Below are 21,828 nucleotides of genomic sequence, written 5' to 3'. Positions count from 1 at the left end.
ATTGCTGATGCGTGTGAAAGAACCGGTGGAGCGGTAGTTCAGTTGGTTAGAATACCTGCCTGTCACGCAGGGGGTCGCGGGTTCGAGCCCCGTCCGTTCCGCCAATTATTTGATTATGCCTGCTAATTTTAGCAGGCATAATGTTAAGCGTAATTTAGGGGCGTAGCTCAGTTGGTAGAGCACCGGTCTCCAAAACCGGGTGTCGCGAGTTCGAGTCTCTCCGCCCCTGCCATATTGAAACCCTTCGCGAAAGCGAGGGGTTTTTTTTCGTCTGTAATTTGTCCTCCTTTCTTATCGCGCTCATTAATCCCTCAATAAAACCTCTGTCTTGCCGGCTTTTGCACCATTTCGGCTCAATCCGCTCCATTTTCCTGGTTGTTTTTTGTCATGTTTTGGCTGAATACATGCACTAATTGATTGTTCTCCCCGTATGTGACCCCGCTCATGCTCCCTTTTTCCCAGTGTACTAAACCTAATCATCGTCCTGTGACGACAAACCGCCCCTGACAATACTGTTTTCATTCTTTTTCCTGACGTCGTGTCGAGAGGAATGAACACTGAGGTCGGGTGAACGTCCTGGCCGTACCCTACGAGTCATAACAAAAAGTAGCTCAGACTACACGCGAGGAAAGAAACATGTACAAACGCTTAATTGTGGCAGCAGCAGTGGCAACAGCACTTTGTGGCGCGGCTCATGCAGCTCCGCTGGTTGTTGGTTTTTCGCAGATTGGCTCTGAGTCTGGGTGGCGTTCTGCGGAAACAAAAGTGGCTAAGTCCGAGGCCGAAAAACGCGGTATCACACTCAAAATTGCTGATGCTCAGCAGAAACAAGAAAACCAAATCAAAGCCATACGCTCCTTTATCGCTCAGGGTGTGGATGCCATTTTCATCGCACCGGTCGTGGCCACCGGCTGGGCTCCGGTTCTGACGGAAGCTAAAGAAGCCAAGATCCCGGTATTTCTGTTAGACCGTACTATCGAAGTCAGTGATCCTTCTCTCTACACCGCCGCAGTGGCTTCGGACAGCGTATATGAAGGCAAAGTGGCTGGAGACTGGTTGGTCAAAGATGTCGCCGGTAAGCCGTGTAATGTTGTTGAATTACAAGGCACCGTGGGCGCAAGCGTCGCCTTAAACCGTAAACAAGGCTTTGCCGATGCGCTGAAAGCTGCGCCAAACGTCAAAATTATCCGTTCACAATCTGGTGACTTCACCCGTAGTAAAGGTAAAGAAGTCATGGAAAGCTTCATCAAGGCTGAACAAAACGGTAAGAACATTTGTGCTGTTTACGCCCATAACGATGACATGGCAATCGGTGCGATTCAGGCCATTAAAGAAGCCGGTCTTAAGCCGGGTTCGCAGATTAAAATTGTTTCAATCGATGGCGTTCCTGACATCTACAAAGCGATGTTGGCCGGAGAAGCGAATGCTTCTGTCGAGCTGACGCCTAATATGGCGGGCCCTGCATTTGATGCTCTGATTGCAATGAAAAAGGATGGCACTCAGCCTAAGAAATTCATTCAGACTCAGTCTGCGCTTATCCTGCCGGATATGGCTCAGAAAGAATACGACATGAAAAAAGACATGGGTTATTAAGCCGGTTTACCGGCTTGCCTCAGCAGCAGGCCGGTAAAAATTATTCCCTTTTCGCCCCCTGGCGAATGCAGCAGGAGTAGTGACGTGACGGATGATCCTGGTTCAGAAACACTGCTTGAGGTTCGCGGTTTATCCGTAGAATTTCCCGGCGTGAAAGCGCTGGAAAATGTCGACTTCACGCTTGAACGTGGCGAAATAGTGGCACTGTTAGGTGAAAACGGGGCGGGCAAGTCCACGATGATTAAAGCGCTTACCGGTGTTTATAAGCGCTCTTCCGGACAAGTTTTTCTCAACGGAAAATCGATTGAACCTGTCAATACCGCTGATGCTCAGTCGCTTGGGATCGGCACGGTATATCAGGAAGTTAACCTTCTGCCGAATATCTCTGTTGCCGCCAATCTCTTCATCGGGCGCGAACCGACCCGCTTCGGGCTGGTCAATCAGCGCAAGATGGAACAACAGGCCGAATCCCTTCTGGAAGGTTATGGTCTGCATCTGGATGTCAGCCAGCCTCTTTCCACTTATTCCATTGCTATCCAGCAAATCGTGGCCATTGCCCGCGCTGTCGATCTTTCAGCGCAAGTCTTAATACTCGATGAGCCAACAGCCAGCCTGGACGCCAAAGAAGTCAGCATGTTGCTCGATATTCTTGTTCAGCTGCGTGACAAAGGCGTGGGGATGATCTTCGTGACGCATTTCCTCGACCAGGTTTATCGGATCAGCGACCGGATAACTGTTTTACGTAACGGTAAACGGGTGGGATCTGAACGTACTGTTGATCTGCCACGTATCGATCTGGTGCCAATGATGCTGGGACACAGCTTTGATGAAAGCCTGCTAAAGCGTACCGAGCATCGCAATGTGACGGGCGAGCCTTTGGTCGATTTCAAAGATTATGGCCGTCGTGGGGTCATTGAAAATTTCGACCTGAAAGTACGACGGGGCGAAATCGTAGGGCTGGCAGGTTTGCTGGGGTCAGGGCGAACAGAAACGGCGCAGTTGATCTTCGGTATCAAGGGACATGACAGCGGCAGCGCGCAGGTTGATGGCAAACCCGAAACCATCAGCACCCCCCGTAAGGCTGCGAAGCTTGGGTTTGGTTATTGCCCGGAAGACCGCAAAACGGATGGGATTATCGGTGCTGCTACGGTACGTGAAAATATCATCCTTGCCTTACAGGCTCAGCGCGGCTGGTTACGACCTCTGCCCATGAAAGAGCAGCACCAGATAGCCGAAAAATTCATCAAGCTGCTCGGTATCCGCACACCCGGTACGGAGCAGGAAATTCAGTATCTCTCCGGCGGTAATCAGCAAAAAGTGCTTCTTTCCCGCTGGCTTGCAACCAATCCCCGTTTCCTCATTCTCGACGAACCCACACGTGGCATTGATGTGGGGGCTCATGCAGAAATCATCCGTCTGATTGAGAAACTTTGCGATGAAGGGCTGGCCTTACTGGTCATTTCATCTGAACTGGAAGAGCTGTCCGGCTATGCCGACCGCATCGTGGTGTTACGCGACCGTCGTCATGTTACCGAAATCGAGCAGGCTGAAATCTCCGTACCAGCCATTATGAAAGCCATTGCGGCGCAATGAGGAGATATCAATGAGCAACAGGAGTCTGCCAATGACGGGAAGACCGCGCAAAGTAAGATTTGTATTCCCTAAGGGTGCCACGCAAATCGGCGCTTTCGTCGCCATATTAATCATCGACAGCCTGGTCGCCCCCGGGTTTTTCTCTATCCACATTCAGGATGGTCGCCTGTTTGGCAGCCTGGTTGATATATTCAACCGCGGCGCGCCTGTAGCACTGCTGGCTCTGGGGATGACGCTGGTTATCGCGACCGGCGGGATCGACCTTTCCGTCGGAGCCGTGATGGCGATAGCGGGTGCGACGGCGGCGACTATGACCGTTCAGGGGTATCCGCTGGCGATGGTATTGCTGGCATCGGTGGGTGTTGGTGCGATATGTGGCTTATGGAATGGATTTCTGGTCGCAGTCCTGCAAATACAACCGATCGTTGCCACGCTGATGTTGATGGTCGCCGGAAGGGGGATCGCACAGTTAATAACGGAAGGACAGATCGTCACGTTTGAACATAACGGTTTGTCGCAGTTTGGTAGTGGTTCGCTGTTTTATCTGCCGATGCCTGTAATCATTGCCGTCGTCATGCTGGTGCTGGTCTGGGCGCTGACGCGTAAAACGGCGCTCGGGTTGTTTATCGAATCGGTGGGTATCAACATCCGCTCTGCTTATAACGCCGGCGTAAACGCCCGTTTAGTACTGATTTCCACTTACGTCATCTGCGGGATTTGCGCGGCTGTCGCAGGCGTGATTGTGACTGCTGATATCCGCGGTGCAGATGCTAATAACGCCGGTTTATGGCTGGAGCTTGACGCTATTCTTGCCGTCGTCATCGGTGGCGGTTCGTTGCTGGGCGGCCGTTTTAACCTGCTTCTTTCGGTAGTCGGTGCGCTGATTATTCAGGGAATGAATACCGGCATTCTGCTCTCCGGCTTTAAACCTGAATTCAATCTGGTATTGAAAGCCCTGGTGGTTCTCGCCGTACTGGTAGTTCAGTCACCCCGCGTTTCACTCAGTAATCTGTTCCGGAGGAAGGGATAATGCTTAAAAGAAATCTGCCCCTGCTGATTACTATCTTGGTGTTCCTGGCGGGATACGCTTATTGCTTCACGCAGTTTCCGGGCTTTGCTTCGACGCGTGTCTTCTTTGATTTACTGACGGACAACGCTTTCCTGGGCATTGTCGCGGTTGGTATGACGTTCGTTATTCTCTCCGGCGGTATCGACCTTTCCGTGGGCTCTGTTATCGCTTTCACGGGCGTATTGCTGGCGAAACTGATAGGCACTTATGGCGTTGCGCCCGGTTACGCGTTTGTCATTGTGCTTTTGATGGGCGCGCTGTTCGGGGCGTTGATGGGCTGGATTATTGATACGCTGAAACTGCCGGCTTTCATCATCACGCTGGCGGGCATGTTTTTTGTGCGCGGAATGAGTTTTATCGTCTCGGAAGAATCGTTGCCGATTAACCATCCGGTTTATGATTTCCTCGCCAATTATGCCTGGAAAATGCCCGGAGGTGGCCGTTTCACTTTGCTGGCTCTGGTCATGTTGCTGGTGGTGCTGGGCGGGATTATTCTGGCGCATCGCACGCGATTTGGTAACAACGTCTATGCCGTCGGCGGAAGTAACGTTTCGGCTGCGCTGATGGGTGTGCCGGTTCGCCGTACCACGATTTATATCTATATGCTCTCAAGTTCGCTGGCCGTGTTATCCGGCATCATTTTCTCGCTGTACACATCTGCAGGGTATGCACTCGCTGCCAGCGGCGTAGAGCTCGATGCTATCGCTTCTGTCGTCATTGGCGGTACGTTGCTGAGCGGCGGCGTAGGCACAGTGTTGGGCAGCTTGTTTGGCGTGCTCATTCAGGGGCTGATACAAACCTATATCACCTTCGATGGCACGCTCAGCTCGTGGTGGACCAAAATCGTGATGGGGGTGTTGCTGTTCATCTTCATCGGATTGCAAAAAGGTATGGGTACCTTCTGGACAGCCAGAAGAGCGCGCCATCCCCGGCCTGAACCGTCCTGAGGCCGGACGGTTCAGAGATTAGTGATCAGCGGCGTTTTAAGTAACTGACGGATCAGAACCTGCTGATCGCTGGTTTGCAGCCAGACGGCGTACAGCGGGCGGATCACCGGAGGGATCTCTTCATGCACCGACAGTTGCGGATATTCCTTCGCCCAATGCGCGGGCAGGAAAGCGCAACCGCCGGTGTTTTCCAGCAACTGGCGCGTCAGATGCGCAGACGTTGTGGTCAGCACCGGTTCCTGATCGCTGTTTTGCAGCTTTTCCTGCTGCGGGAAGTCCGCACCCCATTCCAGTTTCACATACGGCGGATGTTCTTCCCTGACCGTTTTCTGTGATGAAAAAAGTCGTAACGAGAAATTACCTAACAGCTGGCTTGAAAGCTCATCCATCTTCGGCGGTTCAGTGGTGATCAGTAAATCCAGTTGTCTTTCATGCAATTGTTTGACCAGAGACTGGCGAAGGGCGATGCGTGCCTCAAGTCTTAGTGCGCCGCGCTGCGTGTAAAGCGATTGCAGCCACGGGGTCAGATAGGCTTCCCAAAGCGAGGCCGTTGCCCCAATCGACAATTCAGTGTGCTGTAACGAACGCACCACCTCTTTTTTTGCCATCTGCCAGGTCGACATCAGATTCTCAGCATAAGGCAGCAGGCGTTCTCCTGCGGGCGTTAACCGGATATTGTTGCGATGCCGTGTGAACAAATTGGCGCCAAGTTGGGTTTCCAGTTGTCGGATACGAAAACTGACGGCAGATTGCGTCAGATATAGGGATTCCGCCGCCCGACCAAAGTGGCGAGTTCTACTGACCTCCAAAAAGGTTTTCAGTAATTCCGTGTCCAAAACTATCTCCAATATTTTTTGTCGTTAAGATTTAAATGTTTTGTTTTACACAATGTCAAGCCTAACTAATACTCCGCGCCATAACAGCACGACCATGAGAGAATTAGGAGCGTGTCAGATGGCGGAAAGCTTCACCACGACAAATCGTTTTTTTGATAATAAACATTACCCTCGCGGGTTCTCCCGGCATGGCGATTTCACCATTAAAGAAGCGCAAATGCTAGAACGTTACGGCTTTGCCTTTAACGAGCTGGATCTGGGAAAACGTGAGCCTGCTAACGACGAAGAAAAACTGTTCCTGGAGGTTTGCCGCGGTACGCGTGAACCTGTGACAGATGCAGAAAAAGTGTGGAACAAATACATTGTCCGCACCCGCCGTCCGAAGAAATTCCACACGTTGTCTGGCGGTAAACCGCAGGCTGACGCTGTAGAAGACTACACGGAAAGCGATGACTAATGAAACGGGGCGATGCCCCGTTTTTTTATGCCAGACTCTTATGCAGAGTTAACAATAGCCTATCCATGCTGCGATAGCTTAGCGCCTCAGCAATATGCCGTCGTTCAATCCCCTCAATACTCCCCAAATCAGCCAATGTTCTCGCGACTTTCAGAATGCGATGCCAGGCTCTGACCGATAAACCCAGCTTATGCAGTACCTCTTCCAGGAACTCTGCGTCTGCTTTGGTTAACACACAATACGTTTCCACTTCGCTGCTGCTCAGATGCGCATTGATTTTCCCCGCGCGGTTTAACTGAATTTCTCTGGCGTTCAGTACCCGCTCCCGCACTTGTGCGCTGTTTTCCCTCAGAACAGGCGTATGGTTTTGCTGACTCAAAATACCGGGCGGCAGGAGCGGGACTTCAATCGACAGATCGAACCGGTCGAGGAAAGGCCCGGAAAGCCGGCTCAGATAGCGTAAAACCTGCTGTGGCGGCGTGCGGTTGTGGATGCCCTGATAATGCCCGGTCGGGCTGGGATTCATCGCTGCAATCAGCTGCGCTCTTGCCGGATAGCGGACTTTCGCCCGTGCGCGGGAAATGGTGATTTCGCCGGATTCCATCGGCTGGCGCAAGGCATCCAGAACCTGCCGCTGAAATTCAGGCAGTTCGTCGAGAAACAATACGCCGTTATGAGCCAGGGATATTTCCCCCGGTCTGGGCAGCGAGCCACCTCCGACCAGCGCACTCATCGACGTGCTGTGATGCGGTGCCCGAAATGGCCGTACGCGTGAGAAACCGCCATCTTCTTCCGGGTTATACACCAGACTGGCGATAGCTGCGGTTTCTAACTTTTCCTCATTGGTCAGCGGTGGCAACAATCCCGGCAACCGGCTCGCCAGCATGGTTTTTCCGGTGCCCGGCGGTCCTATCAGCAATAAGTTATGGCCGCCTGCCGCCGCGACCTCCAGTGCGCGCTTGGATTGTTCCTGCCCGATGATGTCTGAAATGTCAGGCTGATGTGCCGGAATGGGCGGGTGAACGGGAAATTCGATGCCTGGCAAATTATCTTCGCCCTGCAAAAAAGCGCAGACCTGCAATAAGTGCCCGGCCACCCGCGCGACACCGGGATCGAGCAGCGTCATTTCCGTTTGATTACTTTGCGGCAGGATCAATATCCGGCCTGCTTTCTGCGCCTCAAGTGCCGCCGGTATCGCGCCATTTACGCTGCGTAGCGCACCAGAAAGCCCGAGTTCGCCCACAAACTCGTACTCCTCAAGCTTATCCCCCTGAAGCTGCTCTGAGGCCACCAGAATCGCCAGCGCAATGGATAAATCATAGCGGCCACCTTCTTTCGGCAAATCGGCTGGCGCAAGATTCACGGTGATGCGTTTTGCCGGAAAGGTGAATCCGCAGTTGATGATGGCGCTGCGAACCCTGTCTCTGGCCTCTTTGACGGTGGTTTCCGGTAAACCGACCAGCGTCAGAGCCGGTAAACCGTTGCTGATATGTACCTCGACCGAGACGCCGGGCGCCTGAACACCCAGTGAGGCGCGGGTATACACCACGGCTAATGACATGCTTTTTCCTTTGCTGTGAGATTTCCTGGGGGCAGCATGCCTGAGCCTGAAACACTTGCGGGGAGAAGATTTGCACGATGCGTACCATCGCGGATAAATATTTTGTAAGTCAGTGGGTTAACACAGACAGATGCGAAGCGTATCGCAACCGCAGCAATACTCATTAACAGTTTGATGTGTTCGGAAACAAATTAGCCCGCTAATTAAGTTGCTGGTTATACAGGCTGAGGTGTTTAATTTAATTGTATTTAACAATAAATAAACAAATACGAATCATTGATTAACATCTCGCGGCCTTACTGAGGGTTTTCCGGAACGTCCCGGTGAGCGCATAACCTACAGCTATTCCGGAATAGGGATACACCCATGTTTGGTTGGACTTCTCGGCAGCGTAACGTTGCCATCGCCAGTTTTCTGAGCTGGACTCTCGATGCTTTTGACTTCTTCGTTCTGGTCTTCCTGCTCAGTGATATTGCCACGGCGTTTCAGGTGGATATCAAACAGGTCACGCTGGCTATCCTGCTGACGCTGGCCGTGCGGCCAATCGGTGCGCTGCTGTTCGGGCGTGCTGCGGAGAAATACGGGCGCAAGCCGGTTCTGATGGTCAACATCGCGCTGTTTTCATTCTTCGAACTGTGTACTGCGGCGGCGCCTTCGTTGACCGTATTCCTGATCCTTCGCGTCATTTACGGCATTGCGATGGGCGGTGTCTGGGGCGTGGCCTCTTCGCTGGCGATGGAAACCATTCCTGACCGTTCACGCGGCATGATGTCGGGGATTTTCCAGGCAGGTTATCCCTTTGGTTATTTGCTGGCCGCCGTGGTGTACGGCTTATTGTTTGATGTGGTGGGCTGGCGAGGAATGTTTGTGATTGGTGCGGTGCCGATTTTCCTGCTGCCATTTATCTGGTTCAAAGTGCAGGAATCACCGGTCTGGCTGGCAGCGCGGGAACGCAATGAAAGCACAGCTCTGATGCCGGTGCTGAAGAAAAACTGGAAGCTGTGTGTCTATCTGGTGGTGCTGATGGCGGGCTTTAATTTCTTCAGTCACGGTACGCAAGATCTCTACCCGACCTTCCTGAAAGTTCAGCACGGCTTCGATGCACATACCGTCAGTTTAATCGCCATAAGCTACAATATCGCGTCAATTATCGGCGGGATCTTCTTCGGCTCGCTTTCTGAAAAGATTGGTCGCAAGAAGGCGATTATTATTGCCGTACTGCTTTCACTCCCGGTCATTCCTTTATGGGCATTTTCCGGCGGTTCGTGGATGCTGGGACTCGGGGCGTTTCTGATGCAGTTTATGGTGCAGGGCGCATGGGGCGTGGTGCCGACTTATCTGACAGAACTGGTGCCCGCCAATACCCGTGCGGTTCTGCCGGGATTCGTTTACCAGCTCGGCAACCTGATTGCTTCAGTTAATGCGACGCTTCAGGCCTACATTGCCGAAAGCCATGGACACAATTATGGACTGGCAATGGCGATAGTGGCCGGTACTGTTGCCATTCTGATTTCGGTTCTGGTGGCATTTGGCCGGGATACCCGCGGAAAAGCCATTGCCGGAGCAATAAATAATCAGAAGGTTAATGATCGCGCTAAGGTTTGATTTAGCAGACGATTTCCTGCGAATTGTGCAACGGGCTGCAAATAATAACGCAAGAAAAATGTTGTCATTAAATAGCTGACTGTGATAACTCTGTAGGCAATCGTTCGCAATATGAATTATAGAAACCTAAAAATGAAAGCCCTTCTCCTCGTAGTTAGCCTAGTCGTGATTAGCGTGGTGGTGATTATTATCCCACCGTGCGGGGCTGCACTTGGACGAAGAAAGGCTTATTAAACAAGCCTGAACCTGAAAAGAAACCCCGCACCGAAAGGTCCGGGGTTTTTTTTTGGGTCAGGAATTTCAGAGAACAGTGAAGCGGGGTCGGAAAATGAGCAACAGCATAATATTCTGCACTTGTCGCAAAAAGGCAGGGGAATAAGGATGAACGGAGCACAGTGGGTAGTACAAGCGTTGCGTGCGCAGGGTGTAAATACAGTATTTGGATATCCTGGCGGGGCAATCATGCCGGTATACGATGCATTGTATGACGGCGGCGTGGAACACCTGTTGTGCCGGCACGAGCAGGGCGCCGCAATGGCTGCTATCGGCTATGCCCGTTCAACCGGGAAAGTTGGCGTCTGTATCGCCACTTCCGGTCCTGGCGCGACCAACCTCATCACCGGTCTGGCCGACGCGCTGTTAGATTCTGTTCCGCTGGTGGCTATCACCGGTCAGGTTGGCTCCGCATTCATTGGTACCGATGCTTTCCAGGAGATCGACGTTTTAGGTTTATCTCTGGCCTGCACCAAACACAGCTTCCTGGTTGAATCGCTGGACGCATTGCCGGAAATCATGGCGGAAGCTTTTGCTATCGCCACTTCAGGGCGTCCGGGGCCGGTTCTGATCGACATCCCGAAAGATATCCAGCTGGCGACCGGAGAATTGCCGCCACACCTGCTGGCGGTGGAAGAAACCTTCCCGCATCCGGCAGCTGAACTGCAACAGGCCAGCGCGATGATCGCTGCGGCGCAAAAACCGATGATCTACGTCGGCGGCGGTGTGGGGATGGCGCAGGCAGTTCCGGCCTTACGTGAATTCATCTCAGCAACCGGTATCCCGGCCGTCGCCACGCTGAAAGGGCTGGGCGCACCGGATGCCACTGACCCGTGCTATCTGGGAATGCTGGGTATGCACGGCACCAAAGCCGCTAACCTGGCGGTTCAGTCCTGCGATTTACTGATTGCCGTTGGTGCGCGTTTTGATGACCGGGTGACCGGCAAGCTGAACACCTTTGCGCCAAACGCGGCCGTTATCCATATGGATATCGACCCGGCCGAACTGAACAAACTGCGTCAGGCGCACGTAGCGTTGCAGGGCGATCTGAATGCTCTGTTACCTGCGCTTTACTCATCTTCTAAAAACGGCCAGCCGCTGAATATCAGCGCATGGCGTGACGAAGTGATGACGCTGAAAGCGCAGGGCGAATGGCGCTACGACCATCCGGGCGAAGCGATTTATGCGCCGCTGTTACTGAAACAAATCTCTGATCGTAAATCTGAAAATACCGTCGTGACCACCGACGTCGGTCAGCATCAGATGTGGACCGCGCAGCACATGCAGTTCAGCCGCCCGGAAAACTTCATCACCTCCAGCGGTCTGGGCACGATGGGCTTTGGCGTTCCGGCGGCCGTCGGCGCACAGGTTGCCCGTCCGGACGACATGGTGATCTGCGTTTCCGGCGACGGCTCGTTCATGATGAACGTTCAGGAGCTGGGCACCATCAAACGAAAACAGTTGCCCGTCAAAATCCTGCTGCTGGATAACCAGCGTTTAGGGATGGTCCGACAGTGGCAGGAACTGTTCTTTGACGGACGCTTCAGTGAAACCAACCTTTCTGATAATCCCGATTTTGTAACGCTGGCCAGCGCATTCAACATCCCCGGCCAGCGTATCCACCGTAAAGACCAAGTCGATGCCGCTCTGGACGCGTTCTTCAATAGCGAAGGCCCGTATTTGCTTCAGGTTTCCATCGACGAAAATGAGAATGTCTGGCCGCTGGTTCCACCGGGCGCAGGCAACGAAACCATGTTGGAGAAAATGTCATGATGCAGCATAACGTCTCAATCCAGGCCCGTTTCCGCCCTGAAATGTTAGAACGCGTATTACGCGTTGTCCGCCACCGTGGTTTCCAGGTGTGCGCGATGAACATGACCCCGATGGTCAACGCGGAAAACATAAATATCGAATTGACCGTTGCCAGTCAGCGCCCGGTAGATTTACTGTCTTCACAGTTACGCAAACTTATGGATGTCGCTTGTGTCGAGATCCAGCAACATACATCACAACAAATACGCGCGAATGCGTGAGTAAAGGAACGAAAGAATGACGAAGAAAGCTGATTACATTTGGTTCAATGGCGAGATGGTTCCGTGGGCAGAAGCGAAGGTTCACGTCATGTCACACGCACTGCATTACGGCACATCCGTATTTGAAGGCGTGCGTTGCTACGACTCCCATAAAGGCCCGGTCGTATTCCGTCACCGTGAACACATGCAGCGTCTGCGCGATTCCGCAAAAATCTACCGTATGCCGGTTTCTCAGAGCGTGGATGAGCTGATGGAAGCTTGCCGCGAGACTCTGCGCAAAAATAATCTGGTCAGCGCGTATATTCGTCCGCTGGTCTTTGTTGGCGATGTGGGTATGGGCGTTAACCCGCCGGACGGCTACAAAACTGACGTGATCATCGCCGCTTTCCCGTGGGGCGCGTATCTGGGTGAAGAAGCGCTGGAACAGGGTATCGACGCGATGGTGTCTTCCTGGAACCGCGTTGCCGCCAACACCATTCCAACTGCCGCAAAAGCCGGTGGTAACTACCTGTCCTCATTGCTGGTCGGCAGCGAAGCACGTCGCCACGGTTATCAGGAAGGTATCGCGCTGGACGTTCACGGTTATGTCTCTGAAGGCGCAGGCGAAAACCTGTTTGAAGTGAAAGACGGCATTCTGTTTACACCTCCATTCACCTCTTCCGCCCTGCCGGGTATCACCCGTGACGCGATTATTAAACTGGCGAAAGACATGGGACTGGAAGTTCGTGAACAAGTTCTGTCCCGTGAATCCCTGTATCTGGCTGACGAAGTCTTCATGTCCGGTACTGCCGCAGAAATCACGCCAGTTCGCAGCGTCGACGGCATTCAGGTCGGCATCGGCAAACGTGGTCCGGTCACCAAACAAATTCAGGATGCGTTCTTCGGCCTGTTCACCGGCAAAACCGAAGATAAATGGGGTTGGTTGGATCCAATCAACCCACAGTAATTACCCGTCATCCTTCAGGCTGCTTCTGCGTTGGCTGCCTTTATTCACCCCGGTCACTTACCTGAGTAAGCTCCCGGGGATTCATTCAGTTGCCGCCTTGCTGCAACCCGAATGATTTAGGGTAATGATGAGGATAAATTAGAAATTCAGCAGGCAGCGATATCGCTGCCTGCTAAACAGAAATGATTTGGAGTGAACAGAGCATGCCTAAGTACCGTTCCCACACCACGACACATGGCCGCAACATGGCTGGCGCCCGCGCTTTATGGCGTGCCACCGGCATGACGGATAACGATTTCGGCAAACCGATTATTGCCGTCGTCAACTCATTCACCCAGTTCGTACCGGGCCACGTGCATTTGCGCGATCTGGGTAAACTGGTTGCCGAGCAAATCGAAGCGTCTGGCGGCGTGGCGAAAGAGTTCAACACTATCGCCGTGGATGACGGGATCGCCATGGGTCATGGCGGCATGCTGTATTCACTGCCTTCTCGCGAGCTGATCGCGGACTCCGTGGAATACATGGTTAACGCGCACTGCGCCGATGCCATGGTCTGTATTTCCAACTGCGACAAAATCACCCCGGGAATGCTGATGGCCTCACTGCGCCTGAACATTCCGGTGATCTTTGTTTCCGGCGGTCCGATGGAAGCCGGTAAAACCAAACTGTCAGACAAAATCATCAAACTCGATCTGGTCGATGCAATGATTCAGGGCGCAAATCCGAACGTCAGCGATGCCGACAGCGAACAAATCGAGCGTTCTGCCTGTCCGACCTGCGGTTCCTGTTCCGGTATGTTTACTGCCAACTCGATGAACTGTCTGACCGAAGCGCTGGGTCTGTCTCAGCCGGGCAACGGTTCATTGCTGGCAACGCATGCCGATCGCCGCGATTTGTTCCTGAACGCCGGTCGCCGCATCGTTGAGCTGACCAAACGTTATTACGAAAAAGACGATGAAAGCGCATTGCCGCGCAACATCGCCAGCAAAGCCGCATTCGAAAACGCCATGATCCTGGATATCGCGATGGGCGGCTCGACTAACACCGTTCTTCACCTGCTGGCTGCCGCGCAGGAAGGCGAAATCGACTTCGACATGACCGACATCGACCGTCTGTCACGCAAAGTCCCGCATCTGTGTAAAGTTGCGCCGAGCACACAGAAATACCACATGGAAGACGTTCACCGTGCCGGTGGCGTGCTGGCTATTCTGGGCGAACTGGATCGCGCCAATCTCCTGAACCGCGACGTGAAAAACATTCTTGGCCTGACCCTGAACCAGACGCTGGATCAGTACGACATCATGCTGACCAAAGATGAAGCGGTGAAAAAAATGTTCCGCGCCGGTCCGGCAGGTATCCGTACTACCCAGGCGTTCTCACAGGATTGCCGCTGGGATACGCTCGATGACGACCGCGCCGAAGGTTGTATCCGTTCTCTGGAACATGCCTTCAGCAAAGACGGCGGTCTGGCCGTGCTTTACGGCAACATCGCCGAAGCGGGCAGCATCGTTAAAACCGCAGGCGTGGATGAATCCAACCTGACTTTCCGTGGTCCGGCCAAAGTTTACGAAAGCCAGGATGATGCCGTTTCCGCGATCCTCGGCGGCAAAGTGGTTTCCGGCGACGTGGTAGTTATCCGTTACGAAGGGCCGAAAGGCGGGCCGGGTATGCAGGAAATGCTGTATCCGACCACCTATCTGAAATCCATGGGTCTGGGCAAAGAGTGTGCGCTGATCACCGACGGCCGTTTCTCCGGCGGTACCTCCGGTCTGTCTATCGGCCACGTTTCTCCGGAAGCGGGCAGCGGCGGCCTGATTGCCCTGGTGGAAGATGGCGACATCATCGACATCGATATTCCAAACCGCAAAATGGTGCTGGACGTTCCTGCGGCGGAACTGGCAGCGCGTCACGAAGCCGAACTGGCGCGTGGCGACAAAGCCTGGACGCCGAAAAACCGTGAACGTGTGGTTTCTCTGGCGCTGCGTGCTTACGCATTGCTGGCAACCAGCGCGGACAAAGGCGCAGTACGCGACAAGTCTAAGCTGGGAGGCTGACAGTCATGGCGGTATCACAACCTCTACCCGACCAGCCGTGCGGCGCAGAATATCTGCGTGCCGTGCTGCGTGCGCCGGTTTATGAAGTCGCGCAGGTGACGCCTTTGCAGGTCATGGAAAAGATCTCTTCCCGGCTGGGTAATACCATTCTGGTGAAGAGGGAGGATCGTCAGGCCGTCCACAGTTTTAAACTGCGCGGTGCGTATTCGATGATTGCCAGCCTGACCGAAGAGCAGGCCGCACGCGGCGTCGTCACGGCGTCAGCGGGCAATCACGCACAGGGCGTCGCATTGTCGGCGACCAAAAAAGGCATCAAATCTCTGATTGTGATGCCGGTGGCGACAGCCGATATCAAAGTGGATGCCGTGCGTAATTTTGGCGGCGAAGTGTTACTGCATGGCGCGAATTTCGATGAGGCAAAAGCTAAAGCGATTACGCTGTCGCAGGAACAGGGCATGACGTTTGTGCCACCGTTCGACCATCCGGCGGTGATCGCCGGACAGGGCACGCTCGCGATGGAACTGCTGCAACAGGATGCGCATCTCGATCGCGTATTCGTACCCGTCGGTGGCGGCGGTCTGGCTGCCGGTGTGGCGGTGCTTATCAAACAGCTGATGCCGCAGATTCAGGTGATCGGCGTTGAAGCCGAAGATTCAGCCTGTCTGCGCGCGGCAATGGACGTCGGTGAACCGGTGGATCTGGCGCGTGTCGGGTTATTCGCAGAAGGCGTGGCGGTGAAGCGCATAGGCAACGAAACCTTCCGTCTGTGTCGCGAATATCTCGATGACGTGATCACTGTCGACAGCGATTCCATCTGCGCCGCAGTGAAAGATTTGTTCGAAGACGTCCGTGCGATTGCTGAACCTTCCGGCGCGCTGGCGCTGGCAGGGCTGAAGAAATACGTGCAGCAGCACAACATTCAGGGCGAGCGTCTGGCGCATGTGCTTTCCGGCGCAAACGTGAATTTCCACGGTCTGCGTTATGTATCAGAACGCTGCGAGCTGGGCGAGCAACGCGAAGCGCTGCTGGCGGTGACCATTCCTGAGCGCAAAGGCAGCTTCCTGAAATTCTGTCAGCTGCTGGGTGGCCGTTCGGTGACGGAGTTTAACTACCGTTATGCCGATGCGGACAACGCCTGCATTTTTGTGGGTGTGCGTCTGACGCGCGGGCATGCAGAGCGTCAGGAAATCATCGACGAACTGAATCACGACGGTTATCAGGTTGTGGATTTGTCCGACGATGAAATGGCGAAACTTCACGTGCGTTACATGGTGGGCGGGCGTCCGACCAAGCCTCTGCGCGAGCGGCTTTACAGCTTTGAATTCCCGGAATCTCCGGGTGCTTTGCTGAAATTCCTGCACACGCTGGGTACGCACTGGAATATTTCGCTGTTCCATTACCGCAGCCATGGCACCGATTTTGGTCGCGTGCTGGCGGCGTTTGAGCTGAACGAAGAAGAGCCGGAGTTCGAACAGAACCTGTCGGCGCTGGGCTATGACTGTCACAACGAAAGTGATAATCCGGCGTTCCGCTTCTTTTTAGCGGGCTAGACTCAGAGGGGCACCTGAAAAGTGCCCCTTTTTTTATCCGGCGATTGCTCAGAGTAACTGCCAGAACGCGTCGATCAGCGGTTCGTTCAGACGTTTTTTCTGCACGCAGACGCCCAGCTCCAGCGGTGCGCCGAGCGTGACGTTATCCAGAACAGAAATACGGTTGCGTACCGGCTCCGGACTGTTATCGACCACCACCGACGGAATAAGCGCGATCCCGCAACCGAGCGCGACCATCGACACAATGGCTTCGTGGCCGGACACCGTGGCGTAAATCTGCGGATTGCTCAGGCGGTTACGTTTGAACCAGATGTCGATACGTTTTCGCGCCGGGCCGTGTTCCGGCAGGATGAACGGAATTTGCGACCAGTCCGGATGTGGCTCGCTGACTTGTGTACGCACCGCGCAAGGCAGCGAAGGGGAAATCAGGATCATCGGGATTTCACCGATCTGCGTGAAATCGACGCTGCCCGGTAAACTTTCCGGACGACCTGCAATCGCCAGATCCGCTTCTGTGGACTGGACTTTTTCAACCGCATCCGCGGCGTCGCCGGTGGTCAGTTTGATTTCGACCAGCGGATGCTGCGCACGGAAACGGTCAAGGATCGGCGGTAAATGGCTGTAGGCGGCGGTGACTGAGCAGAACAGGTGCAGTTCGCCGCTCAGCGTCGGGCCATGCTGATCCAACCCGCTGCGCAGTTGCTGGTAATGCAGCAGCGTCTGCTGGGCAAAGTTTTTGAGTTGTTCGCCTGCACTTGTCAGTTGTACGGTGCGGTTATCTCGCTGAAATAACGGCTGGCCGAGTTCTTCCTCCAGCCGCTGGATCTGGCGCGATAACGTGGACGGGCTGACATGCATCGCCTTCGACGAACGCCCGAAATGGCGGCTTTCCGCCAGATGTAAAAACAGTTTCAGATCACGTAAGTCCATAAAGAATGTCCGGCTCTTTGGCGTTAAAGATGACTGATTGAGAGTATTGCATAATCTGCAACGTCATCTTCGTAATATATCAATTTAAGCAATGTGTCACATGACATATAGTGAATTCACGGCGTTCACCAGCTCACCGGTGAAACAAAAAATAACAGCACTTACCTCGATAGAACGGAGCAACACATGGCTAACTATTTCAACACACTGAACCTGCGTCAGCAGCTGGCACAACTGGGCAAATGCCGCTTCATGGGTCGCGATGAATTCGCGGACGAAGCCAGCTATCTCAAAGGTAAAAAAGTGGTGATTGTAGGCTGTGGCGCACAGGGCCTGAACCAGGGTCTGAACATGCGTGATTCCGGTCTGGATGTGTCTTACACCCTGCGTGCAGAAGCCATTGCTGAGAAGCGTGCTTCATGGCGTAAAGCGACCGAAAACGGCTTTAAAGTCGGCACCTACGAAGAACTGATCCCGCAAGCGGATCTGGTGGTTAACCTGACGCCAGACAAACAGCACAGCGCAGTGGTTAAAGCGGTTCAGCCTCTGATGAAAGACGGCGCAACTCTGGGCTATTCCCATGGTTTCAACATCGTTGAAGTGGGCGAGCAAATCCGTAAAGACATCACCGTGGTGATGGTTGCGCCGAAATGCCCGGGCACTGAAGTGCGTGAAGAATACAAACGTGGTTTCGGTGTACCAACCCTGATCGCGGTTCACCCGGAAAACGACCCGAAAGGCGAAGGCATGGCGATTGCTAAAGCCTGGGCAGCAGCCACCGGCGGCCATCGTGCGGGCGTTCTGCAGTCTTCTTTCGTAGCCGAAGTGAAATCGGACCTGATGGGCGAGCAGACTATCCTGTGCGGTATGTTGCAGGCGGGTTCTCTGCTGTGCTTCGACAAACTGGTTGCTGACGGTGTTGATGAAGCGTACGCGGAAAAACTGCTGCAGTTCGGCTGGGAAACCATCACCGAAGCGCTGAAACAAGGCGGTATTACGCTGATGATGGATCGTCTGTCTAACCCGGCGAAACTGCGTGCTTATGCGCTGTCTGAACAACTGAAAGAGATCATGGCGCCACTGTTCCAGAAACACATGGACGACATCATCTCCGGCGAATTCTCCAGCGGCATGATGGCTGACTGGGCGAACGACGACAAAAACCTGCTGACCTGGCGTGAAGAAACGGGCGCAACTGCGTTCGAAAACGCACCACAGTTCGACGGTAAAATTTCCGAGCAGGAATACTTCGACCACGGTGTTGTGATGATTGCGATGGTGAAAGCGGGCGTTGAGCTGGCCTTCGAAACCATGGTGGCTTCCGGCATCATCGAAGAATCGGCTTACTACGAATCACTGCACGAACTGCCGCTGATCGCCAACACCGTTGCGCGTAAGCGTCTGTACGAAATGAACGTGGTTATCTCTGATACCGCTGAATACGGTAACTACCTGTTCGCTAACGCTGCCGTGCCGTTGCTGAAAGAGTTCATGACCACGCTGCAGGCGGGCGATTTGGGCAAATCTGTGGCTGAAACGCAGGTTGATAACGCGCAACTGCGTGATGTTAACGAAGCCATTCGCAACCACCCGATTGAGTCTATCGGCCGTACTCTGCGTGGCTATATGACCGATATGAAGCGCATCGCCGTCGCCAGTTAAACCCGTCATACTTCAAGCCGCAGGGGCGTTGGCTGCGTTCGTTCACCCGAATCACTTACTTATGTAAGCTCATCGGGGTTCATTCACTTGCCGCCTTCCTGCAACTCGAATTATTTAGGGTTTTCGGAAGATAAATAAAAAGGGCACTGCATGAAAATGCGGTGCCCTTTCTTTTGGTTCTGGCTGAAGCAGAACTTAGTTGCGGTACAAAATCTTAATGATGTGGTAACCGAACTGAGTGTGCAGCGGACCTTGTGGCTCGATCAGTGGTGCAGAGAAAACCACTTTATCGAAAGCCGGCACCATTGCGCCTTGCTTGAATTCACCTAAATGGCCGCCTTTCTTACCTGACGGGCAGGTAGAATGCTTCTTAGCCAGTTTCTCAAAATCGCCACCGTTCTTCAGTTGTTCCAGAAGATCAAGCGCCTGTGCTTCTTCCTTTACCAGGATGTGCATTGCTGCGGCAGTTTTTGCCATGATAAGACCTTTTTTGCGAGAGTGTTTCCAGACGCGTAATGTAACATCTGAAACGGCGCGTGGGGAATCCGGCCTGCGTTCCGGGATAAGAAATTGCGCTGTAAAGCCAGTCAATCTCAGACGGCGTTTCTGCTACAATCGCCGTCCTTGTCTATCAGGTGAGCAAAAATACGCCATGCGATTAAACCCCAGCCAACAAAACGCCGTCGAATTCGTCACCGGACCCTGCCTGGTTCTGGCGGGGGCTGGCTCAGGCAAAACCCGGGTCATTACCAATAAAATCGCACACCTGATCCGTGAATGTGGTTATCAGGCACGTCACATCGCGGCCGTCACCTTTACCAATAAAGCCGCACGCGAAATGAAAGAGCGTGTCGGACAAACCCTCGGGCGCAAAGAGGCGCGGGGCTTACTGATTGCCACCTTCCATACGCTGGGTCTGGAGATCATCAAGCGCGAATTTGCTGCGCTGGGCATGAAATCTAACTTCTCTTTATTTGATGATCAGGACCAGTTGGCGCTGCTCAAAGAGCTGAGCGAGAAATGGCTGGAGAACGATAAAACGTTATTGCAGCAACTGGTGTCGACGATCTCCAACTGGAAAAACGATCTGGTTGATCCTTCCCATGCCGCCGGTCGGGCGCGATCGGAACGCGATCAGATCTTCGCGCACTGCTACAGCCTTTATCACGACCATATGCGTGCCTGTAATATTCTCGATTTCGACGACCTGATCCTGTTGCCGACGCTGCTGTTGCAGAAAAATGAAGAAGTGCGCGAACGCTGGCAGAACAAGCTGCGTTATCTGCTGGTCGATGAATATCAGGACACCAACACCAGCCAGTACATGATGGTGAAACTGCTGGTCGGCAACCGCGCACGCTTTACGGTGGTCGGCGACGATGACCAGTCGATTTACTCCTGGCGTGGCGCACGGCCGCAAAACCTGGTGCTGCTGAAAGAAGATTTCCCGCAGTTGCAGGTCATCAAGCTGGAACAGAATTACCGTTCCACGCAGCGTATTCTGAAAGCCGCCAACATTTTGATCGCCAATAACCCGCATGTGTTCGAGAAGCGTCTGTTCTCTGAACTGGCTTATGGCGAGTCACTGAAAGTGGTGACAGCGAATAATGAAGACCATGAGGCGGAACGCGTCGTGGGTGAGCTGATCGCTCATCACTTCATCAATAAAACAGCTTATGGCGATTACGCAATTTTATACCGCGGTAATCACCAGTCGCGCCTGTTTGAAAAAATGCTGATGCAGAACCGCATCCCGTACCGTATTTCCGGCGGCACTTCCTTCTTCTCCCGACCGGAGATTAAAGACCTGCTGGCCTATCTGCGTGTGCTGACCAATCCCGATGACGACAGTGCTTTCCTGCGTATCGTTAACACGCCACGCCGTGAAATCGGTGCGGCTACGTTGCAGAAACTGGGAGAGTGGGCGAATCAGCGCAACAAAGGATTGTTCAAAGCCAGTTTTGATATGGGACTGAGTCAGTCTCTGACCGGTCGTGGCCTGGAATCCCTGCAACGTTTCACGCACTGGATGGGCAATATTTCCGAGCTGGCAGAACGTGAACCGGTCGCTGCCGTCAGAGATTTGATCCACGGCGTTGATTACGAAAGCTGGCTGTTCGAAACCTCGCCGAGTCCGAAAGCGGCAGAAATGCGCATGAAAAACGTCAATCAGCTGTTCAGCTGGATGACAGAAATGCTGGAAGGCACCGATCTGGATGAGCCGATGACGCTCACTCAGGTGGTCACGCGCTTTACGCTGCGCGACATGATGGAACGTGGCGAGAACGATGAAGAGCTGGATCAGGTTCAGCTGATGACGCTGCACGCCTCAAAAGGGCTGGAGTTCCCGTATGTCTATCTGGTCGGCATGGAAGAAGGGCTGTTACCGCATCAGAGCAGTATTGATGAAGATAACGTGGATGAAGAGCGGCGTCTGGCGTATGTGGGTATTACCCGTGCGCAGAAAGAGCTGACGTTTACCCTTTGCCGGGAGCGCCGCCAGTACGGTGAGCTGATCCGCCCGGAACCGAGCCGCTTCCTGCTGGAATTACCGCAGGACGATCTGGCGTGGGAAAGTGAACGTAAGGTGGTCAGCGCCCAGGAACGCATGGTGAAAGGGCAAAGCCATCTGGAGAAAATCCGCGAACAGCTGGCGAAAGCCAGGGGCGGCAATTAGTCGTCAGACTTTAACCAACAGACCTTAAACATGAACCACAAA

General features: G+C 53.6%; 18 protein-coding genes and 2 tRNA genes. 16 read left to right on the top strand and 4 right to left on the bottom strand.

Translation table 11 applies throughout. The features are described 5' to 3' along the window. The first annotated feature begins 27 nt into the window (after positions 1 to 27). The 6 genes from ACJY2G_RS18495 (at position 28) to yjfF (ending at position 5,202) form a co-directional block, all read left to right on the top strand. A tRNA-Asp gene (locus ACJY2G_RS18495) sits at positions 28 to 104 on the top strand. Positions 105 to 156: 52 nt separating this feature from the next. Further along, positions 157 to 232 (top strand) — tRNA-Trp (locus ACJY2G_RS18490). Positions 233 to 636: 404 nt separating this feature from the next. Further along, positions 637 to 1,593: a galactofuranose ABC transporter, galactofuranose-binding protein YtfQ gene (gene ytfQ / locus ACJY2G_RS18485; protein ID WP_112290278.1), complete on the top strand. Its 957-nt coding sequence runs from the start codon at positions 637 to 639 to the stop codon at positions 1,591 to 1,593. Positions 1,594 to 1,704: 111 nt separating this feature from the next. Continuing rightward, positions 1,705 to 3,186, top strand: coding sequence for a galactofuranose ABC transporter, ATP-binding protein YtfR (ytfR, locus tag ACJY2G_RS18480; protein ID WP_198659741.1), 1,482 nt, complete (start codon positions 1,705 to 1,707; stop codon positions 3,184 to 3,186). Positions 3,187 to 3,196: 10 nt separating this feature from the next. Then, a complete protein-coding gene (gene ytfT / locus ACJY2G_RS18475; RefSeq protein WP_112290281.1) occupies positions 3,197 to 4,216 on the top strand; it encodes a galactofuranose ABC transporter, ATP-binding protein YtfT in 1,020 nt (339 codons plus the stop codon). Then, positions 4,216 to 5,202, top strand: coding sequence for a galactofuranose ABC transporter, permease protein YjfF (gene yjfF / locus ACJY2G_RS18470; RefSeq protein WP_113878114.1), 987 nt, complete (start codon positions 4,216 to 4,218; stop codon positions 5,200 to 5,202). Before ytfT ends, yjfF begins: the two co-directional genes overlap by 1 nt. Positions 5,203 to 5,213: 11 nt before the next feature. Here yjfF and hdfR read toward each other — a convergent pair whose 3' ends face one another. Then, on the bottom strand, positions 5,214 to 6,038 hold the full coding sequence (gene hdfR / locus ACJY2G_RS18465) for an HTH-type transcriptional regulator HdfR (protein WP_112290284.1): 825 nt from the start codon (positions 6,036 to 6,038) through the stop codon (positions 5,214 to 5,216). Between the two features lie 118 nt (positions 6,039 to 6,156). Between hdfR and ACJY2G_RS18460 the strand changes: the two genes are divergently transcribed. Continuing rightward, positions 6,157 to 6,495, top strand: a complete 339-nt coding sequence (locus ACJY2G_RS18460; protein WP_112290286.1) for a DUF413 domain-containing protein — start codon at positions 6,157 to 6,159, stop codon at positions 6,493 to 6,495. Between the two features lie 25 nt (positions 6,496 to 6,520). On the opposite strand, the gene ACJY2G_RS18455 is transcribed toward ACJY2G_RS18460, so the two are convergent. Next, positions 6,521 to 8,056: a YifB family Mg chelatase-like AAA ATPase gene (locus ACJY2G_RS18455; RefSeq protein WP_430320605.1), complete on the bottom strand. Its 1,536-nt coding sequence runs from the start codon at positions 8,054 to 8,056 to the stop codon at positions 6,521 to 6,523. A gap of 366 nt (positions 8,057 to 8,422) precedes the next feature. On the opposite strand from ACJY2G_RS18455, the gene ACJY2G_RS18450 reads away from it, so the two are divergent. The 7 genes from ACJY2G_RS18450 to ilvA all read left to right on the top strand — a co-directional run bounded on the left by ACJY2G_RS18450 (position 8,423) and on the right by ilvA (position 16,517). Then, the gene (locus ACJY2G_RS18450) at positions 8,423 to 9,661 is read left to right on the top strand and encodes an MFS transporter (RefSeq protein ID WP_430320604.1); all 1,239 of its coding nucleotides are present in this window, start codon (positions 8,423 to 8,425) and stop codon (positions 9,659 to 9,661) included. Positions 9,662 to 9,793: 132 nt separating this feature from the next. Continuing rightward, complete coding sequence (gene ilvL / locus ACJY2G_RS18445) at positions 9,794 to 9,895, top strand: ilv operon leader peptide (RefSeq protein ID WP_015699153.1); 102 nt, start codon at positions 9,794 to 9,796, stop codon at positions 9,893 to 9,895. A gap of 147 nt (positions 9,896 to 10,042) precedes the next feature. Next, a complete protein-coding gene (gene ilvG, locus ACJY2G_RS18440) occupies positions 10,043 to 11,707 on the top strand; it encodes an acetolactate synthase 2 catalytic subunit (RefSeq protein WP_430320603.1) in 1,665 nt (554 codons plus the stop codon). After that, on the top strand, positions 11,704 to 11,967 hold the full coding sequence (gene ilvM / locus ACJY2G_RS18435; protein WP_013577547.1) for an acetolactate synthase 2 small subunit: 264 nt from the start codon (positions 11,704 to 11,706) through the stop codon (positions 11,965 to 11,967). Before ilvG ends, ilvM begins: the two co-directional genes overlap by 4 nt. Before the next feature lie 16 nt (positions 11,968 to 11,983). Beyond that, positions 11,984 to 12,913: a branched-chain amino acid transaminase gene (locus ACJY2G_RS18430; protein ID WP_101079475.1), complete on the top strand. Its 930-nt coding sequence runs from the start codon at positions 11,984 to 11,986 to the stop codon at positions 12,911 to 12,913. A 203-nt stretch (positions 12,914 to 13,116) separates the two neighbouring features. Next, positions 13,117 to 14,967: a dihydroxy-acid dehydratase gene (gene ilvD / locus ACJY2G_RS18425; RefSeq protein WP_112290317.1), complete on the top strand. Its 1,851-nt coding sequence runs from the start codon at positions 13,117 to 13,119 to the stop codon at positions 14,965 to 14,967. A 5-nt stretch (positions 14,968 to 14,972) separates the two neighbouring features. After that, the gene (gene ilvA, locus ACJY2G_RS18420) at positions 14,973 to 16,517 is read left to right on the top strand and encodes a threonine ammonia-lyase, biosynthetic (protein ID WP_439291986.1); all 1,545 of its coding nucleotides are present in this window, start codon (positions 14,973 to 14,975) and stop codon (positions 16,515 to 16,517) included. 48 nt (positions 16,518 to 16,565) lie between these two features. Here ilvA and ilvY read toward each other — a convergent pair whose 3' ends face one another. Then, on the bottom strand, positions 16,566 to 17,447 hold the full coding sequence (gene ilvY, locus ACJY2G_RS18415; protein ID WP_112290295.1) for an HTH-type transcriptional activator IlvY: 882 nt from the start codon (positions 17,445 to 17,447) through the stop codon (positions 16,566 to 16,568). 186 nt (positions 17,448 to 17,633) lie between these two features. On the opposite strand from ilvY, the gene ilvC reads away from it, so the two are divergent. Beyond that, positions 17,634 to 19,109, top strand: coding sequence for a ketol-acid reductoisomerase (ilvC, locus tag ACJY2G_RS18410; protein ID WP_056772344.1), 1,476 nt, complete (start codon positions 17,634 to 17,636; stop codon positions 19,107 to 19,109). A gap of 195 nt (positions 19,110 to 19,304) precedes the next feature. Here ilvC and ppiC read toward each other — a convergent pair whose 3' ends face one another. Beyond that, entirely contained in the window at positions 19,305 to 19,586 is a 282-nt protein-coding gene (gene ppiC, locus ACJY2G_RS18405) for a peptidylprolyl isomerase PpiC (RefSeq protein ID WP_015690589.1), read from the bottom strand. A gap of 175 nt (positions 19,587 to 19,761) precedes the next feature. On the opposite strand from ppiC, the gene rep reads away from it, so the two are divergent. After that, positions 19,762 to 21,786 (top strand): DNA helicase Rep, encoded by a 2,025-nt coding sequence (gene rep / locus ACJY2G_RS18400; RefSeq protein WP_439291985.1) that lies wholly within the window; start codon positions 19,762 to 19,764, stop codon positions 21,784 to 21,786. The last annotated feature ends 42 nt before the right edge of the window (positions 21,787 to 21,828 follow it).

The sequence above is a fragment of the Rahnella sp. ATs2 genome (assembly GCF_051851855.1).
GTDB lineage: Bacteria > Pseudomonadota > Gammaproteobacteria > Enterobacterales > Enterobacteriaceae > Rahnella > Rahnella variigena.
Note: the sequence above shows the minus strand (reverse complement) of the source record. Positions and strands in the feature narration are given on the sequence as shown.

Excerpts from the sequence above, each read along its gene's own strand:
- ACJY2G_RS18430 (WP_101079475.1), top strand. The coding sequence starts at position 11,984 with ATGACGAAGAAAGCTGATTACATTTGGTTCAATGGCGAGATGGTTCCG.
- yjfF (WP_113878114.1), top strand. The coding sequence starts at position 4,216 with ATGCTTAAAAGAAATCTGCCCCTGCTGATTACTATCTTGGTGTTCCTG.
- ACJY2G_RS18460 (WP_112290286.1), top strand. The coding sequence starts at position 6,157 with ATGGCGGAAAGCTTCACCACGACAAATCGTTTTTTTGATAATAAACAT.
- ytfQ (WP_112290278.1), top strand. The coding sequence starts at position 637 with ATGTACAAACGCTTAATTGTGGCAGCAGCAGTGGCAACAGCACTTTGT.
- ilvA (WP_439291986.1), top strand. The coding sequence starts at position 14,973 with ATGGCGGTATCACAACCTCTACCCGACCAGCCGTGCGGCGCAGAATAT.
- ACJY2G_RS18450 (WP_430320604.1), top strand. The coding sequence starts at position 8,423 with ATGTTTGGTTGGACTTCTCGGCAGCGTAACGTTGCCATCGCCAGTTTT.
- ilvY (WP_112290295.1), bottom strand. The coding sequence starts at position 17,447 with ATGGACTTACGTGATCTGAAACTGTTTTTACATCTGGCGGAAAGCCGC.
- ytfT (WP_112290281.1), top strand. The coding sequence starts at position 3,197 with ATGAGCAACAGGAGTCTGCCAATGACGGGAAGACCGCGCAAAGTAAGA.
- ilvG (WP_430320603.1), top strand. The coding sequence starts at position 10,043 with ATGAACGGAGCACAGTGGGTAGTACAAGCGTTGCGTGCGCAGGGTGTA.
- ilvL (WP_015699153.1), top strand. The coding sequence starts at position 9,794 with ATGAAAGCCCTTCTCCTCGTAGTTAGCCTAGTCGTGATTAGCGTGGTG.
- ilvD (WP_112290317.1), top strand. The coding sequence starts at position 13,117 with ATGCCTAAGTACCGTTCCCACACCACGACACATGGCCGCAACATGGCT.
- ACJY2G_RS18455 (WP_430320605.1), bottom strand. The coding sequence starts at position 8,056 with ATGTCATTAGCCGTGGTGTATACCCGCGCCTCACTGGGTGTTCAGGCG.
- ilvM (WP_013577547.1), top strand. The coding sequence starts at position 11,704 with ATGATGCAGCATAACGTCTCAATCCAGGCCCGTTTCCGCCCTGAAATG.
- rep (WP_439291985.1), top strand. The coding sequence starts at position 19,762 with ATGCGATTAAACCCCAGCCAACAAAACGCCGTCGAATTCGTCACCGGA.
- ilvC (WP_056772344.1), top strand. The coding sequence starts at position 17,634 with ATGGCTAACTATTTCAACACACTGAACCTGCGTCAGCAGCTGGCACAA.
- ppiC (WP_015690589.1), bottom strand. The coding sequence starts at position 19,586 with ATGGCAAAAACTGCCGCAGCAATGCACATCCTGGTAAAGGAAGAAGCA.